The following is a 16,389-nucleotide window of genomic DNA, read 5'->3' as shown; positions in this document are numbered from 1 at the left end:
ACAGTGTGAGACCTAAGAACTAATTATTGATCACAAATTTTGCCAGCAACACTGAGGGAAATTAAGCTCAGAATACCAGATTTTGAGAATTAATTGAATTTATCAATCTTGATATTGAATGTGTTGCAATGAAACTTGCTAATGCCCAGATAGTAAGAGGTTCTTAGATATCACTATCTGTTATGGAAATTCTATTATGCTAGACACATTGTTAAATTCAGCAACATCTCTCTCTGCTGCTCAAGAAGAAGCTTTAGTTTTACATTTAAAAAATGTGGGAATTGCAGATATCCCGTTAGTTGGTGGTAAAAATGCTTCTTTAGGAGAAATGATTCAGCAATTGCGGCGTAAGGGAGTCAAAGTGCCAACAGGCTTTGCGACAACTGCTTTTGCTTACCGCTACTTTATTTCTGCGGCTGGAATTGAAACACAACTCAGAGAGATATTTGCCGATTTAAATGTGGAGGATGTACAAAATCTGCGGCAATGCGGCAAAAAGGCGAGAATGTTGATGTTGCAAACTCCATTTCCGCCAGATTTACAAGCAGCGATCGCTCAATCTTATCAAAATCTTTGCGAAGAATACGGTGCTGATACTGATGTTGCGGTGCGTTCTAGCGCCACCGCCGAAGATTTACCCGATGCCAGCTTTGCAGGTCAACAAGAAACTTATTTAAATGTCCACGGACTGCAAGCCGTTTTAGAAGCCTGTCATAAGTGTTTTGCCTCGATTTTTACTGACCGTGCAATTTCTTATCGTCAAATTAAAGGCTTTGATCACTTTAATATTGCCTTATCGGTGGGCGTACAAAAAATGGTACGTTCTGATTTGGCGGTGTCTGGTGTAATGTTTTCTATCGATACCGAAACAGGTTTTAAAGATGCCGCTTTAATTACCGCCGCTTACGGTCTTGGTGAAAACGTCGTTCAAGGTGCAGTTAACCCTGATGAATATTTGGTGTTTAAACCAACTCTCAAACAAGGGTACCGCCCAATTATTCAAAAGCGCCTAGGCACGAAAGAAATCAAAATGGTCTATGACCAAGAAGGCTTGAAGTTAACTAAAAATATTTCCGTCCCTACCACCGAAAGAAATCAATACGCCCTGAATGATGAAGAAATTCTCCAACTAGCAAACTGGGCTTGCATTATTGAAGAACATTATTCCCAAGTGCGGGGAACCTACACGCCGATGGATATTGAATGGGCGAAAGATGGTTTGACCAATGAATTATTTATTGTGCAAGCCCGTCCAGAAACAGTCCAGTCGCAAAAAACCAAAAATGTTCTCAAACAATATCAACTCAAAGACAAGGGTGAGGTATTGCTAACAGGTCGCAGTGTTGGCGAGATGATTGGTCAAGGTAAAGCCAGAGTTATTTTAGATGTCCGCCAAATTAACCAATTTCAACCAGGAGAAGTGCTAGTTACTAACCGCACTGACCCTGATTGGGAACCAATTATGAAACGGGCGAGTGCCATTGTCACTAATTCTGGCGGTAGGACTTGTCATGCTGCAATTATCGCCAGAGAAATGGGAATCCCAGCGATTGTCGGTAGTGGAAATGCCACGACTGTGTTAAAGACTGGGCAAGAAATTACTGTGAGTTGTGCTGAAGGTGAAACAGGAAAAGTCTATCAAGGTTTATTACCTTACGAAGTCCAAGAATTGCCTTTGGAAAAATTGCCCCGCACACGTACACAAATCATGATGAATTTAGCGAATCCCGAAGAGGCTTTGGGTTTAACTGCAATTCCGAATGATGGTGTGGGATTAGCGAGGATGGAATTTATTATTAACAATCACATCAAAGCTCATCCACTGGCGTTAATTCATTTTGATCAGTTAGAAGATGAATTGGCAAGATACAAAATTACTGAGTTAACTGCCCAATACGAAGACAAAACTAAGTTCTTTGTTGATAAACTAGCCCAAGGTATCGGCACGATCGCCGCAGCTTTTTATCCAAAACCTGTGATTGTGCGGCTATCAGATTTCAAGAGTAACGAATATGCCAATCTCTTGGGTGGTAAGCAATTTGAACCCAAAGAAGAAAACCCGATGATTGGTTGGCGTGGTGCTTCTCGTTATTACGACCCCCGCTATAGTGAAGGTTTCGCCCTAGAATGTCAAGCGATGAAGCGGGTGCGAGATGAAATGGGTTTGACCAACGTCATTTTGATGATTCCTTTCTGTCGGACTCCCCAAGAAGGTCGGCGCGTGTTAGCAGAAATGGCACAACATGGTTTAGTGCGTGGAGTCAATGGACTGCAAGTTTATGTGATGTGTGAATTGCCCAGCAATGTGCAACTTGCAGATGAATTTAGTGAAATCTTTGATGGTTTTTCGATTGGTTCCAATGATTTAACGCAGTTAACCTTGGGACTTGACAGAGATTCGGAATTAGTCGCCCATTTATTTGATGAACGGGATGAAGCTGTAACTAGAACCATTGCCAATGCGATCGCTACTGTTAAGCAATATGGTCGCAAAATTGGGATTTGTGGTCAAGCACCAAGCGACTATCCAGAATTTGCCCGTTTCTTAGTTGAACAAGGAATTGATTCTATCAGTCTCAACCCCGATTCTGTACTTAAGACTCTCTTAGAAATTGCCAAAGCAGAAGAAAAAGAATGAAGTGTGAAGTATGAAGTCTGAAGTTTCATGCTTTAGACTTCTACTTCCTATGTTGAAACACATCTAACGTTCTGCCATTTTTATTAGTGAATTTTTTTTATCATCAGCATCAATCATATTTGTTTTTTTCAACAACCTATACTTCTTGGCTTCTTAAACTCATAACCAAGCGATAAATGACATACAAATTTAAATCTATGTTCAAGAAAATTTTAGTAGCTGTTAATAATACAGAAATCGGTCATCATGTTTTTGAACAAGCTTTATCATTAGCAAAATTAACTAATGCTGAGTTAATGATATTGCAAGTTGTTTCTCCTTTTAATGATGGCGTTATCAATACTTCGACAACGGAAATACATAGCCGTTATACTTCATCCCAGAGCCAGAATTTAGAATATTATTTAGGAGAATGGGATAAATTAAAACAACAAGGCATTGAGTTTTTAACATTACTAACAAATCAAGCGATCGCCAAAGGTATAGCCGCAGAATTTACCCAAGAATTAGGTGATCCTGGTCGTATGATTTGTGAGGTGGCTAAAAATTGCCATGTTGATGTCATAGTGATTGGTCGGCGCGGTTTGAGTGGAATTGGTGAATTATTTCTTGGTAGCGTGAGTAATTATGTTTTACATCATGCACCCTGTTCAGTTTTGACAGTTCAAGGCATGATTCCTGTGACTACAAATAACTAATTAAAAACTTCATCAATTCCAGCGAATGAATAATGATCATACCTGATGATAGGATTTATATAATTATTCATCAATAAGTAGATCCCCGACTTCTCAAAGAAGCTGGGGATTTGAGGCTCAGGTTGAATAAAATTCAACAAATTTTAAGATTTTACGGTTTGGGCGTTTGTATCTACACTGGTAGAAGAACTACCTGTAACTCCGCCTAAATTAATTTTCACAACTCGATTCCGCACTTCTTCAACTTTGGGGAGAGTTAAAGTTAAGATACCATCTTGAAATTCTGCTTGTACTTTATCATTTTGTACAGCAATAGGTAAGTTAACTACTCTTTGGAATTTACCGTAACGAAATTCCGAATGAAGATAATTAGTATTTTGACTTAAACGCTGGCGATTGCCTACAATTGAAACAGCATCACGAGTTACTTGCACATCAAGATTTTGGGCAGTAATTCCGGGTAATTGTGCTTTGAAAATCAAACTATCACCCGCATCAATTAACTCGATAGCTGGACTCCAAGTTGTTGCCGTTTCAGTTGTTTGCGTAGTTTGTGCAGATAGTTCATCAAATACTAAATCCATTTGACGACGTAAATTTTCGAGTTCGCGGATGGGTTGGAAGTAGCGAATCATCATATTATTTTACCTCTGCATTGATAACTTATGGAATTGCGATTTTTTAAGCTTTAGCGATGTTTAGTTTGTCTGTCGCTGACACTTGTAATCTTGCCTTAATTCCCAAGCAAATGAAAATACAGAGAACACAACTTTGATAGTAGGGTTCTACACACCTATGAAGAGTGAAAGCTTCTTTGTCAAAAACAAAAATAAACATTTTAAAAAAATTTATTTGCCTTGTCAAGTTCGGTTATTTCGACATGATATATAATGTTTATTGGTATGTACGACCAAATCAGTATGTCAGCTAAGATTTAAACAACGCTCTTAACTTTGGCTTCTTCAAATAAGTATTTTCTATTCCCTGATAAAATCTTAAAACCGTGTCTGAAGGTACTCTTTCACTTGAATAAAGTTGATATCTTCCTATTAACAGCGAAAGTGTTGTCAGGTAGATGAATGACAAGAATTAATGGATTTATTGGTCGCCGTAACTTTTTGAAATTTGCCGGGACAGGTAGTTTAGCGATCGCGGCTACAACGATTGGTGGTAGTTTAATAGGTAGTATTCAGCAAACTGCGATCGCTGATGTTAATCCAGCTAATCCAAATCCAGTTAACCCTAGTCAGGCTCTAAAACTTTTGCTGGATGGTAATCAACGCTTTATCCAATACAAACGCCAATATCCCCATCAATCATTGGCACGTTTACAATTATTAGCCAAAGCACAGTACCCTTTTGCTGCTATTTTAGGTTGTGCTGACTCTAGAGTTCCGGCGGAAATTATTTTCGACCAAGGCCTAGGAGATTTATTTGTGGTGCGCGTTGCTGGTAATGTCGCTAGTGACGTGATTATCGGTAGCTTGGAGTATACTACAGCCGTACTCGGTACCCAACTAATTGTGGTGTTGGGTCATACAAAATGTGGTGCTGTAGCCGCAGCCATGAAAAACGAACCTATGCCTGGTATGATTAGCAACGTAGCGGAAAGTATTAAACCTGCATTAACCAACTTTAATTCCACTGAAGCAGTCATTGCCAATGTGCAGTATCAGTCAAAAAAATTACAACAAAGTTCGCCAATATTAACTCAATTACTACAAGCCAATAAACTCCAAATAGTTGGTGCTTGTTACGATATCGATACTGGCAAGGTGAATGTAATTACTTAAAATTATCAGGTAGATATAGCAATTTTATTTGATTTATGGACATCCTACCGCTTCAGATCCCCGACTTCTTGAAGAAATCGGGGATTTTGTCGTTCACCAATAATGTCAAGTGCGATCAATGCTGTTGATTTCTGCCATACACTAATTTGTGACTTAAGTCTTGTGTACATAGAAAAATTAACCATAGATTAAATCCATACTTAATCATATTATTCTTATATGAAAATTATATTTAGCAACACTACACCAGTCTGATATATTTCAGTGAATGACAAACATTGAAAATTTCTAAGTTAAATCAACAAATTTATCTTTACTTAAAAGACAAAATGTGCATTAAAGCGATCGCGTCTTTTTAGTAGGACGATTTAACTTGGTTTAGAAAACAGCAACTTAGCAAAAATTTACTGTTGGAAGTGAGGTAGATTAATGAGTAGAATTAATGGATTTGTTGGGCGACGAAATTTTTTGAAATTAGCAGGTATAGGTAGTGTTGCTGTTGGTGCTAGTGCCACTAGCAGTATAATTTGGCAAGAAGAACAAGCTATTGCCCAACAACCATCTAAGCCTGAACCAAAACCTCAAATAGTAGATCCCCAAGAAGCTTTAAAAACATTAATGGATGGTAATAAAAGATTTGTAGAAGATAAACGCATGAATCCAAATCAATCAAAATTGCGTTTACAAGAAATTGCTGCTGGTCAATATCCGTTTGCAGCAATACTAGGCTGTGGAGATTCTAGAGTTCCAGCCGAAATTGTTTTTGATCAGGGATTTGGAGACTTATTTATTGTACGGGTAGCAGGTAATATTGTTAGCCCAGAAGGTATTGGTAGCTTAGAATTCGCCACGCTGTATTAGGTGCGCCATTAATAGTAGTTTTAGGACATTACAAAATGTGGTTGGCAGTCTCAGCTGCTGTTAAAGGTGACCCACTTCCCGGTAGAATTGGTGCTTTTGTGGAAGAAATAAAACCAGCCGTAGAAATGGTGAGAAATAAACCAGGTAATTTAGAAGATAATTCTGTAATCGCTAATGTTCAATATCAGGTAAAAAGGTTAGAAGAAAGTTCAACAATTTTAAGAAGCCTGATCAAAGAAAAGAAACTAAAAATTGCTGGCGGTCGTTATGAGATAGCAACCGGAAAAGTTACTATGGTAGCTTGATGATTTGAGTTGCTGAGTGGAAAAACTGCATAAATCAGAATTGATATTATTAGGGTGGATATGATTCACCCTATTTATTTAAATTTGGTCACTATTCATTTGGATTGACAAAGGACAAGAGACAAATGATTAATGACAATCTCCACTCCTAGAATATGCCACTTGAATGCACATCAGCTGATGATCATCTATTATGTTACAAGTTAGAAATGCTTTATCCATCTGATTGCGATCGCCTGATTAGCAGTGTAGTGGAAGTCGAGCAACCTTTAATATCCTTTATTGACAAGCAGAGTCGGAACTTTTAAGAAATGAACCGCAGATGAACGCAGATGGGAACTAAATGAGATTACGGAAAAAATCATTGGTAGTGCGTTTACAGTAGGAAAAGGTTTAGGTTGTGGATTCTTAGAAAAAGTTTATGAAAATGCTTTGGCTCATGAATTGAGAAAAGCCGGACTATTAGTAGAACAACAGTATGCAATAGAGGTACGATATGACGGAGTTGTAGTTGGCCAATTTTTTTGCCGACATAGTAGTTGAGAAATGTGTGCTAGTAGAACTAAAAGCAGTAAGGACTATAGACGAAAATCATTTTGCACAATGCCTCAACTACCTCAAAGCAACAGGCCTAACTGTATGCTTATTAATTAACTTTGGCAATTCCAGAGTCGAATTCAAACGAGTAGTTCGTAACTTCTGAATGATTCTCAACACATAACGAAGAATACATCCTCTTCATCCGCGTAGCCTGCGGCAAGCGCTTACGCGTCTACATTCGCGTTCATCTGCGGTCAAATTTTTCCATGAATATTAAACTACAACACATCCAAATGATCCGCAGCCACGCCGAAAGCACCTACCCCGAAGAATGCTGTGGAATTATCCTGGGTTATCTAGAAAATCACACCAAAACTGTCGTCGAAATTATCCCCACCGAAAACGCCTGGAGTGCTGAGTCAGCTAACTTCGCCCCTAACACAGAACGCAGCGAAACCAGCAGATATGCGATCGCACCCCAAGATATGTTACAAATACAAAAATCAGCGCGGGATAAATCATTAAACATAATAGGGATTTATCACTCCCACCCTGATAACCCCGCAATTCCTTCCGAATGCGATCGCCAGTATGCTTGGCCTGCATACTCGTATATAATAGTTTCCGTTCAAAATGGCCAAGCTGGCGAACTCCTCAGTTGGAGTCTAAATGACCAGCATCAGTTTCAACCAGAGACAATTGATACCATAAATTTAGCTACTTAAGTTAAATAAACACATCATTTTTCGATAGGATTAATGATCCGCTCGTCCACAGCAAAACTGCTATGTTAAATCCCAACCTGGAAGAAATCCAGCTAACTAAAGACGACTACGAACGATACTCCCGCCACCTGATTTTGCCAGAAGTCGGTGTCGAAGGGCAGAAACGACTCAAAGCCGCCAGTGTATTATGTATCGGTACAGGCGGCTTAGGTGCGCCACTGCTGTTATACCTCGCCGCAGCAGGTATCGGCCGCATTGGTATTGTGGATTTTGATGTTGTTGATACTTCTAACCTGCAACGTCAAGTTATTCACGGTACTTCTTGGGTAGGTAAACCCAAAATTGAATCAGCAAAAAACCGCATTCACGAAATTAACCCTCATTGTCAGGTTGATTTATACGAAACTCGTCTGAGTTCCGAAAATGCCCTCGATATTATTAGACCTTACGATATTGTGGTGGATGGAACTGATAACTTCCCCACTAGATATCTAGTCAACGATGCTTGTGTATTGTTGAACAAGCCCAACGTTTACGGTTCAATTTTCCGGTTTGAAGGTCAAGCAACAGTATTTAACTACGAAGGTGGGCCGAACTACCGCGACTTGTATCCCGAACCACCACCACCAGGGATGGTTCCTTCCTGTGCAGAAGGCGGTGTTTTGGGAATTTTACCCGGAATTATTGGGGTCATCCAAGCCACGGAAACTGTCAAAATTATTCTCGGCAATGGTAATACTTTAAGCGGCAGACTATTGTTATACAACGCCCTGGATATGAAATTCCGGGAGTTGAAACTGCGTCCTAACCCCATCCGCCCAGTAATTGAACAGCTGATAGACTACGAACAATTCTGTGGTATTCCCCAAGCTAAGGCGGAAGAAGAAAAGCAGCAGCAAGAAATTGCTGAAATGACGGTGACAGAATTAAAAGCATTGCTAGATAGTGGTGCGAAAGATTTTGTCTTGTTGGATGTGCGTAACCCCCACGAATACGACATTGCGAAAATCCCTGGTTCGGTATTAGTACCACTACCAGATATTGAAAATGGTCATGGCGTAGCTAAGGTGAAAGAAGTCCTCAACGGACACCGCTTGATTGCTCATTGTAAGATGGGCGGTCGTTCTGCCAAAGCCCTCAGCATCCTCAAGGAAGCAGGAATTGTTGGTACAAATGTCAAAGGCGGGATCACCGCATGGAGTCGAGAAGTTGATCCTTCGGTTCCTGAATATTAAGAATCATCTGCCAATTAAGCAGAAAAAATAAGGGGGAGGTAATATAAATTACTTCCCCTTTCTCTGTTATGAGTATTGCGCGATCGCCAGCCCAGGTTTTATGGTTGCAAGTATTAGCGTTAGCAGCCGTACAAGGGGCAATTAGTCTGGCTTGGTTAATTTACAATTCATACTTGCCTCAACTACTGACGCAGTTTGGTTTTTCTGCATCTTTGGCGGCTGGTATTCTAGTCATTGAAAATGCCTTGAGTGCAGTCTTAGAACCTGTGATGGGTGGACTTTCTGATCAATCTCAGCGTTGGGTAGGAAGTCGCTTTCCCTTCATCTCTGTGGGTGTGATTCTTTCATCCGCGCTCTTGATTGCCATACCATGTATTGTAACTTTTGTCCAGCCAACGGGAATTATGCGATCGCTTTTACCGCTAACTCTGGTAGCCTGGGCATTAGCCATGACTATATTTCGCAGTCCGGCTATGGCTTTATTGTGGAAATATGCCACGCCGCCCCAGTTACCATCAGCCGTGAGTGTTGTGACGTTGGTTGGGGGTACAATTGGGGCATTTCGACCTATAGCAAATCAATATATTCTGAGTTTTGGGGCAGTTTTCGCCTTTGCAATTGCTTCAGTGGTGATGTTGGCGGTGGCTGGGCTATTACGTTGGTTGAACCCTCCCGAAACACCAAATTTTCAGGCGGAAACCACAACCGCCAAATTACCTTATCCCACATTGAGTTTAATTTTTGCCACTGGTATTGGTGTCGCCTGGGGTACAAGGCTATTAATGACCACCTTAACTCAATTGCTGAAGCTACAATTTTCTGGTCAAAATATTGACATGCTACTAGTTTACATTGGGCTGGCGATCGCCATCTCTGCCTTACCTGCTGGAGTTTTTGCGGTCAAACTCGGTAATAGTCGGGCAATGCTAGTGGGAGTAGTTGCCACAATTATTTCCATATTAGCGATCGCTTTTACAGGTGCTATCTTACCGTTAATTGTTTTGTTAGTACCAAGTTTTAGTACCATTATCAATGGCGTAATTCCTTTGGCTTTAGACTTAATGCCGCCCAAATGGGCAGGTTTGGGTATAGGGACTTACTTTGGTGGGTTTGCTTTAGCGATGAGTTTATTTGGCTGGTTATTTCCCCAAGCTGCAAAAATCCCACCTATAAGTAGTGGTTTATTTTGTGCTTTGGCTTTCTTGTTAGTAGGTATTTGCGTCACAACTGCTAACCAAGGGTTTAAGAAAATGGTTTAGAAGTATAGGTATTTCAAAACTCTTACACCCGTAAACCCCTACACCCTTACACCCAGTCTCAACAGACGACCTTGGCGTTTAAATCCTGAGTCAAATCCCATAACTACGATGATATGGTTTCAGCAACGTCTTGGCTTGATAAACATAAACAACATTCACAACCTCTCCACCCCGACGCAGCATTATTTGTTCAATTTCTTCCAGACTGCGAAAATGATGGCGATAACTAGCCATTAAATCTTGTCTCAAATTAAATGGTGCAGTTGTAATATATAACGCGTCTTTACCTACCCATTGTTCCGCCGTAGACCAAAAAGCAAAGCCACGATTATCATTGCCAATATCAAAACAAGTAATCGGAATTTGTGCTACAGGTTGCAACGCCATCGCAATAGGGCCAGCTACATAATAGCGATTAGTAAATATAAAGCTAGAATTTTGCAGTGCAGTTTTCAAAATCGGAGATTCACGAAATTTCTCTCGTAGTTGTTGAATATCAATTAATTCTGTTGAAGGGTCATTCTTAACAGGTAAAAAGCCTCCTAGTAAAGCGTACTGGCTAGGTTTTTGGAATATGCCGATGGTTAATTGCAGTAGTAAAATGATGAAAATACTAGCAATCGTAATTCCTGAACCTAAAAGCCATCGACGCACCCCACGGGGTGATTTCTGCTCCCAAATTACAACTTGTTGTCCTAATAATAAAGTAATTCCCCAAAATCCCGGCATTGCCCAAGCTGGTAAAATTTGCCGATATCCTCCAATAAAAGTGAAGCCTAAAATTAAAGGGAGAGATAACCAGAAAATTAAGAATTTGGCGGGATGGAAATCATCTTGATAAGCTAATGATTTTTGCGCCAAAATTTGCTGAATTTTTCTAATAACTGGCTGTAAACTAATATGCCATAGCGGAAAACCGATGGTGGGAAATAAATAAGCTACTTGAACTAAAACCACTAAGAATACATTTAGTAAATTGTAGCCATTTTGAGGTACGGCTCTTGCTGACTGAAAACTAAAAGATACCCAGTCATGCTGAATATTCCAGAACACAATCGGGGAGATGGTGATGATAAATAATCCTAAACTGAGCCATGCCCAAGGCGATCGCACTACAACCCGATGCGGTGGACTAGTTGCACAAAAACCAACTAACCCTAGTCCTAAAATAAACCCATGATATTTACTATTACAAGCTAACCCGACCAAAATTCCCAAAATGGCTAAACGGTAACTGGGAACATACAAAGGCCGCCGGAAAAACTCAGCCACCGCACAATATAAACTAGCCGACCAAAACAACATTAAGGGACTGTCTGGTAAACTCAATACACCAAAACCAACTTGAAAAATTGGGCTGATAGTAGCAATGGCCAAAGTAAACACAGCCGCTTTGACAGAAAATATTCGTTGACTAGTTAAATATAAAAATATCAAACTACCTGTATAGCAAAGTATCGCGCCTAAACGAATGGTAAATTGTGAAACTTCTCCCGTTAACCAAGTTCCAAAACCAGTCGTGAGGGCGACTATTGCTGGATGATCAAAATAACTCCAGTCGAGATGCAAACTGTAAATATAGTAGTACGCTTCATCAAAGGTAGGGTAAAGCCAAAAAGCAATTATGGCTCTAAATAATAATCCTCCGACCAACAAAAAAAGCACTGATTGATGAGCTTTTTTAGTCAACCACTTTTGAGATATTTGCATTTATTTAGATTTTATTTTTACTATGCACCCCAAATCATAAACTCCTGCTGCTCAAATAAATGCAATATCCGCAAAATCTCTCAAAAAAAATTTCAAATGCTGAATTACTTTTTAATGGCCTTTCCCCGCACCCAAATATAATTCGCCTACTTTCGGGTCTGTTAATAATTGTTGACCAGGGCCTGAAATCGCATCTCGTCCAGACTCCAGGACATAACCACGATGCGCCATTTCTAGGGCTTTACGCGCATTTTGTTCTACCAGTACGATCGCAGTACCACTTTGATTAATTTGTTTAATCTGCTCAAATACTTGGGTAACGAGAATTGGAGACAATGCCGCAGAAGGTTCATCCAACAGTAATAAACTGGGTTCTAACATCAAAGCTTTGCCCATTGCCAGCATTTGCCGTTCTCCTCCAGAGAGTGTACCAGCCCGTTGCCTGCGGCGATCGCTCAATTTGGGAAACATTGCAAATATTTTATCTTTCACAGGCTTTAATGGCGCATTACTCACAAACGCCCCCATTTCTAAATTCTCTTCCACACTCAAAGAAGGGAAAACATTGGCAATTTGGGGTACATAGCACAAGCCTTTTTTGACAATTTGATTTGACTTTAGTCCAGCAATATTCTCGCCCTTAAAGGTAATTGTGCCTGTATGGGGTGTTAACAGCCCAAAAATAGTTTTCGCCAAAGTGGACTTTCCCGCACCGTTGGGGCCAATTACCGTCACCAATTCTCCAACTTCTACCCGAAAATTAACACCTTGCAAAATATCCACATCTTTGATGTAACCAGCATGGACATTTGTAACTTCGAGTATTGGGGCAGAGTGATCAACTGAACCTGACATACAATCCTTGAATTAATTGAATTTTATGATGCTATGCGATCGCATAAATTTTAACTTGAGTTCGTTGAATAAAGTTTTGACCTCTACCCCAACCCCAACAGGTATAGGTTTTTTATGTTCTGACCCAAAAACATTTGTAAGCCTGTAACCTATCTCCTATCTATTTTTGCGACAGTGACGTACTACCAAATATATCCCCGCCAAAGATAATACAGCTAGACCACTCGGTTCAGGAACCGGAGGTGCTGGTCGTGAGATAATTACTTCCCCAGTTGCTAACTCACCATTGTCGCCGACTTCGCCGATGTAAAGATATAGCGGACGATTGTTAGTAACAGGACTTTTGAGTTTAAATTCAACTTGACCATGATTTCCCAAGCTGAAAAACCCAAAAATTCTTGTAGGGTCAGTAGTGGCGTTAGCATCAAAATTTCCCAGGGTAGCCACCGCATTATTCACATTACCACCTGTAGTTCCAAACAATTCTGGCGATGTAGGCGGACGCTGGCTTCCAGGAGTGAGGATAGTTCCTGTTGGACTAAAATCAAACAAGTCTAATGCTGAGATGGTATTCACATCTGCTGCCCTGTCAACAGCAGTGTAGCTCAGTTTAATGCCATCTAAATCAAAACCAGTAACATTTCCAGGAGAGCCAGCATTACTATCACTGATATCTTTAATTACAATAGAAGCAATCTTACCAAAGTTAATTGCCGGAATTTCCGCTCGTAGAACGGCGGTAGTTGCAGGAGAACCACCTGTGACCCCTGTTAGCTTAGTAAAGCCAAGCGCGATCGTTGCGGCTGTTGCACTTTGACTTGAAATCAAGCTAATAGCTAACGTAGCTATACTAGACGTTAAAAACTTAACCCTAGGAAAACTACTTAGTTGTTTCATGAATTTCAATATCTTTCTTTCAGATAAATACAAATATTTACTGATGTGTCAGATTTAGCTGAGGATGCTAACTGAGGTAATCAACTAGAAAGTTTATCAGATGTCATCAAGAAGATATCAAAATTATATAAATTTTTTATACGTAAGAATTAAGTACTTAAAAGTTTGCGAGACAGTAGATTGAAAAGGGTGCGAAAGTGTAAGGGTTCTGCACACCTACACTCCTACACCCTGTGCTTAAACCTGAGTTTTTGTTTTCTTGCGTAAGTTCTACGGAACTCTAGCTAGGTGTTTTCTGCAAATCAGGTCGTTCTTCTTGAACGATCGCACCTGTTACTGGGCATACTTGGAAACATATTCCACAATCAATACAGGTAGAAAAGTCAATCCAGTACCAATCGGTTCCTTGCACATTTTTGCCTGGCCCTGGATGGATGCAAGCTACAGGACAAGCATCTACGCAGTCGGCAACACCTTCACAAACATCAGTCACAATTGAATGTGGCATTTGTCTAGATTCCCTCTCTTTAATGATGGTCATTGGTCATTGCTTATGTTTATTTACAAAGGACAAATGACCAATGATTATTGACTAATACTTTCTATTGTGGGTGAGCCATCGGCTTTAATCCAAGCGATTTGAGCAATTCGGCGATCGCTGGCATACTGACGAATAGCTTGTGCATCTCTTCCCCCTAGTTCCATTTCCACTATGACTAAGTGGGTAGAATCTCGGAGTTTTTGAGCATAAGCAAAAGCCGCGACTTCTGCACTTGCGGTTTCTGGTACTACTAACCAGTTACTGGCGGGGATATCTTGGGGTAATTGCTGGCTTGATAACAGAACTTGGTATACATCTTCAATATTGAGGACAAAACCAATTCCGGGGATATTTTCGCCTTGGGGATGATATAGTCCTAAAAGTTGGTCATAGCGACCACCCCGCCCTAAAACTGTGGCTGGATGATCGCGGTTGTGGACAATTTCAAAGACAATACCTGTGTAATAGTCAATGGTTTGGATCAAACTCAGATCCAAGATGATGGGAAACTTTCTTTCTGACTCCAGTAACTCTACCAAAGATTTCAGATGATTGACAGCAGCTTGCTGTTCTGCATCCAAACCCAAACTACTGACTTTTTGTAATACATCTTGACTTTTACCGCGCAGGTCGAGCATGATTCTGGCGCGATCGCGCAAATCTTCACTCAAGGGCAAAGTATCGATAGTCACGCGATCAAGGTGAGCGATCGCTTGACGCACTTTTGCTTGTACATTAGCCGGAAAAGCCTGTAAAAGCGAGCGAGTAATTCCCGCTTCGCCCAAAACTATCTGCCAATCACGCAAACCTAGCACGTCTAAACAATCACCCACCAACAGCAGTACTTCGGCATTAGCTCGCAATCCGCCAACACCTAAAAGTTCCACACCAGCTTGATAAAACTCTTGCTGACGATTGTGCCGATTTTCCCAAATTCGCCGGAAGACATTGGCATGATAATAAAGTCTTTGCGGATAAGTGACAGCTTCCATACGCGTAACTACAGCACGCGCAATCGAAGCTGTCAATTCTGGACGCAAGCCTAATTCTTCATCTTCAGAATTTTGCAGTTGAATCACCATCTGGCGTTGAATTGCTTCCCCCGCCATCAAAGTGTCCATCCGTTCCAGCGTTGAGGTAATAATCTTGTGATATCCCCAACGATGGAACACTTGTTGTAACCTATCTTCAATCCAGCGTTTTTGAGCTACATCTAAAGGTAATAAATCCCTCGCTCCCGCTGCTGGTTGATACACCATTATTTTTTATTCCCACCAAACAAACCGCCAAATAAACCTCCACCTCCTGATTTATCTGGTTGTGTGCCAGTTTTGGCAGATGGAGTCGCTTTAGAACCACCGGATTGTTGACCCAAAGCTTTATCTATTTTAGGTTTCCATGCGCTCGCTGTTTGGTCATTCGGGTCTAATTTTAAAGCATTGTCAAAATGAATCTTGGCCATTTTGAGTTGATTTTGCTTTAAATAGACCAAGCCAATCAAGCTATGACAACGGCTACTCTTGGGAGCCAGTTTCAGCGCGTCTTGCAATTCGACTTTCGCTTGAGCAAATTGATTTTTATCAATTAAAGTTTGCGCCCGCCGAATATATTGTTCTACTGCTGCGTCTTCTTTGGCTGGCGCTGGTGGTGGGGGTGCAGCAGCTGTATTTTGGGGTGTGTTAGCCGTTGATGTGGGAGATTTCTGTGCAGGCGCTTGGTTTGAGAAAGCTTTACCAGCACTCCGCATTAAATAAACCAAGTTCAACTCGCTAATTTGAGCAATGATAGGGATTACTTGCTGTAAGGAAGTGAATTGAGTTTCAGCAATTTTAGCGATCGCAGTTTTATAGGAATGATCAATATTGGGAGCCGCAGCTAGTTGTCTACCTAAATCTGTGGTAAGTTCTATCGAGCTTGACTCTTGTACCAAACGCTTGCCCATTTGGGACAAAATTATCATGTATTCTGTGCGGGTGCGATCGTTAGATAAGGCTTCATAAGCTGGGTTAACCAACTTCGATAATAATTCACTAGCTAACTTCTTTTCCCCAGGCGAGGCAGAAGCATTACTGTCAGGATGCAAACGCCGAGCAATTTGCAAATAACGCTTCCGAATGTCTTTCACATCCGCATCCACCGTAACGCACAAGACTGCGTGATGATCTATAAAGTCATATTTAAACAATCCACGATCTATTTTTAGCGACATAGGTTGGTCTTGCACCAAAGGATTCATAAGATTCCTTCTAGTTTACTTCGCTCACTCAGTGGATTGTCAGTAGCAATTTTTCATTTATTCCATAGCCAAGGGTCAATATTTTCTATGATCCTC

Annotated in this window: 15 protein-coding genes and 2 pseudogenes; 9 read left to right on the top strand and 8 right to left on the bottom strand. The window is 40.7% G+C overall.

The window, feature by feature from the left end:
* Positions 1-196 precede the first annotated feature (196 nt).
* Positions 197-2,638, top strand: a complete 2,442-nt coding sequence (gene ppsA, locus ACX27_RS15200) for a phosphoenolpyruvate synthase (protein ID WP_062294014.1) — start codon at positions 197-199, stop codon at positions 2,636-2,638.
* A gap of 197 nt (positions 2,639-2,835) precedes the next feature.
* Positions 2,836-3,336, top strand: coding sequence for a universal stress protein (locus tag ACX27_RS15195; protein ID WP_062294011.1), 501 nt, complete (start codon positions 2,836-2,838; stop codon positions 3,334-3,336).
* Positions 3,337-3,479: 143 nt separating this feature from the next.
* Here ACX27_RS15195 and ACX27_RS15190 read toward each other — a convergent pair whose 3' ends face one another.
* Positions 3,480-3,974, bottom strand: a complete 495-nt coding sequence (locus ACX27_RS15190; protein WP_062294008.1) for an Hsp20/alpha crystallin family protein — start codon at positions 3,972-3,974, stop codon at positions 3,480-3,482.
* Between the two features lie 441 nt (positions 3,975-4,415).
* Between ACX27_RS15190 and ACX27_RS15185 the strand changes: the two genes are divergently transcribed.
* Entirely contained in the window at positions 4,416-5,129 is a 714-nt protein-coding gene (locus ACX27_RS15185; RefSeq protein ID WP_062294005.1) for a carbonic anhydrase, read from the top strand.
* Between the two features lie 44 nt (positions 5,130-5,173).
* On the opposite strand, the gene ACX27_RS32440 is transcribed toward ACX27_RS15185, so the two are convergent.
* Positions 5,174-5,314, bottom strand: coding sequence for a hypothetical protein (locus tag ACX27_RS32440; RefSeq protein WP_158507389.1), 141 nt, complete (start codon positions 5,312-5,314; stop codon positions 5,174-5,176).
* Between the two features lie 244 nt (positions 5,315-5,558).
* Here ACX27_RS32440 and ACX27_RS15180 point away from each other — a divergent pair.
* The 6 genes and pseudogenes from ACX27_RS15180 (at position 5,559) to ACX27_RS15165 (ending at position 10,054) form a co-directional block, all read left to right on the top strand.
* Positions 5,559-6,295, top strand: a pseudogene (locus tag ACX27_RS15180) (carbonic anhydrase).
* 155 nt (positions 6,296-6,450) lie between these two features.
* Positions 6,451-6,603, top strand: a complete 153-nt coding sequence (locus ACX27_RS32435) for a hypothetical protein (protein ID WP_158507388.1) — start codon at positions 6,451-6,453, stop codon at positions 6,601-6,603.
* Positions 6,604-6,643: 40 nt separating this feature from the next.
* Positions 6,644-6,998: pseudogene (locus tag ACX27_RS30945) on the top strand (GxxExxY protein).
* Positions 6,999-7,101: 103 nt separating this feature from the next.
* Positions 7,102-7,560 carry a M67 family metallopeptidase gene (locus ACX27_RS15175; protein ID WP_062294001.1) on the top strand — a complete coding sequence of 153 codons (459 nt, stop codon included), beginning with the start codon at positions 7,102-7,104 and terminating at the stop codon, positions 7,558-7,560.
* A gap of 62 nt (positions 7,561-7,622) precedes the next feature.
* The gene (gene moeB / locus ACX27_RS15170; RefSeq protein ID WP_062293998.1) at positions 7,623-8,795 is read left to right on the top strand and encodes a molybdopterin-synthase adenylyltransferase MoeB; all 1,173 of its coding nucleotides are present in this window, start codon (positions 7,623-7,625) and stop codon (positions 8,793-8,795) included.
* A 68-nt stretch (positions 8,796-8,863) separates the two neighbouring features.
* Complete coding sequence (locus ACX27_RS15165; RefSeq protein ID WP_062293995.1) at positions 8,864-10,054, top strand: MFS transporter; 1,191 nt, start codon at positions 8,864-8,866, stop codon at positions 10,052-10,054.
* A gap of 90 nt (positions 10,055-10,144) precedes the next feature.
* Here the strand turns inward: ACX27_RS15165 and ACX27_RS15160 are convergent, their stop codons facing one another.
* The 6 genes from ACX27_RS15160 to ACX27_RS15135 all read right to left on the bottom strand — a co-directional run bounded on the left by ACX27_RS15160 (position 10,145) and on the right by ACX27_RS15135 (position 16,266).
* Positions 10,145-11,764 (bottom strand): ArnT family glycosyltransferase, encoded by a 1,620-nt coding sequence (locus tag ACX27_RS15160; protein ID WP_062293991.1) that lies wholly within the window; start codon positions 11,762-11,764, stop codon positions 10,145-10,147.
* A gap of 111 nt (positions 11,765-11,875) precedes the next feature.
* A complete protein-coding gene (locus ACX27_RS15155; protein ID WP_062293988.1) occupies positions 11,876-12,619 on the bottom strand; it encodes an ABC transporter ATP-binding protein in 744 nt (247 codons plus the stop codon).
* Between the two features lie 156 nt (positions 12,620-12,775).
* Complete coding sequence (locus ACX27_RS15150; RefSeq protein WP_144427471.1) at positions 12,776-13,447, bottom strand: PEP-CTERM sorting domain-containing protein; 672 nt, start codon at positions 13,445-13,447, stop codon at positions 12,776-12,778.
* Between the two features lie 349 nt (positions 13,448-13,796).
* Complete coding sequence (locus tag ACX27_RS15145) at positions 13,797-14,024, bottom strand: indolepyruvate ferredoxin oxidoreductase subunit alpha (RefSeq protein ID WP_062298355.1); 228 nt, start codon at positions 14,022-14,024, stop codon at positions 13,797-13,799.
* A 77-nt stretch (positions 14,025-14,101) separates the two neighbouring features.
* Positions 14,102-15,316, bottom strand: a complete 1,215-nt coding sequence (locus ACX27_RS15140) for an ATP phosphoribosyltransferase regulatory subunit (protein ID WP_062293982.1) — start codon at positions 15,314-15,316, stop codon at positions 14,102-14,104.
* Complete coding sequence (locus ACX27_RS15135; protein WP_062298353.1) at positions 15,316-16,266, bottom strand: J domain-containing protein; 951 nt, start codon at positions 16,264-16,266, stop codon at positions 15,316-15,318. The genes ACX27_RS15140 and ACX27_RS15135 overlap by 1 nt, the downstream gene beginning before the upstream one ends.
* Positions 16,267-16,389 lie beyond the last annotated feature (123 nt).

Source organism: Nostoc piscinale CENA21 (assembly GCF_001298445.1).
Taxonomy (GTDB): domain Bacteria; phylum Cyanobacteriota; class Cyanobacteriia; order Cyanobacteriales; family Nostocaceae; genus Nostoc_B; species Nostoc_B piscinale_A.
The sequence above is the reverse complement of the archived record's forward strand: the minus strand, read 5'-3'. Positions and strand labels throughout refer to the sequence as shown.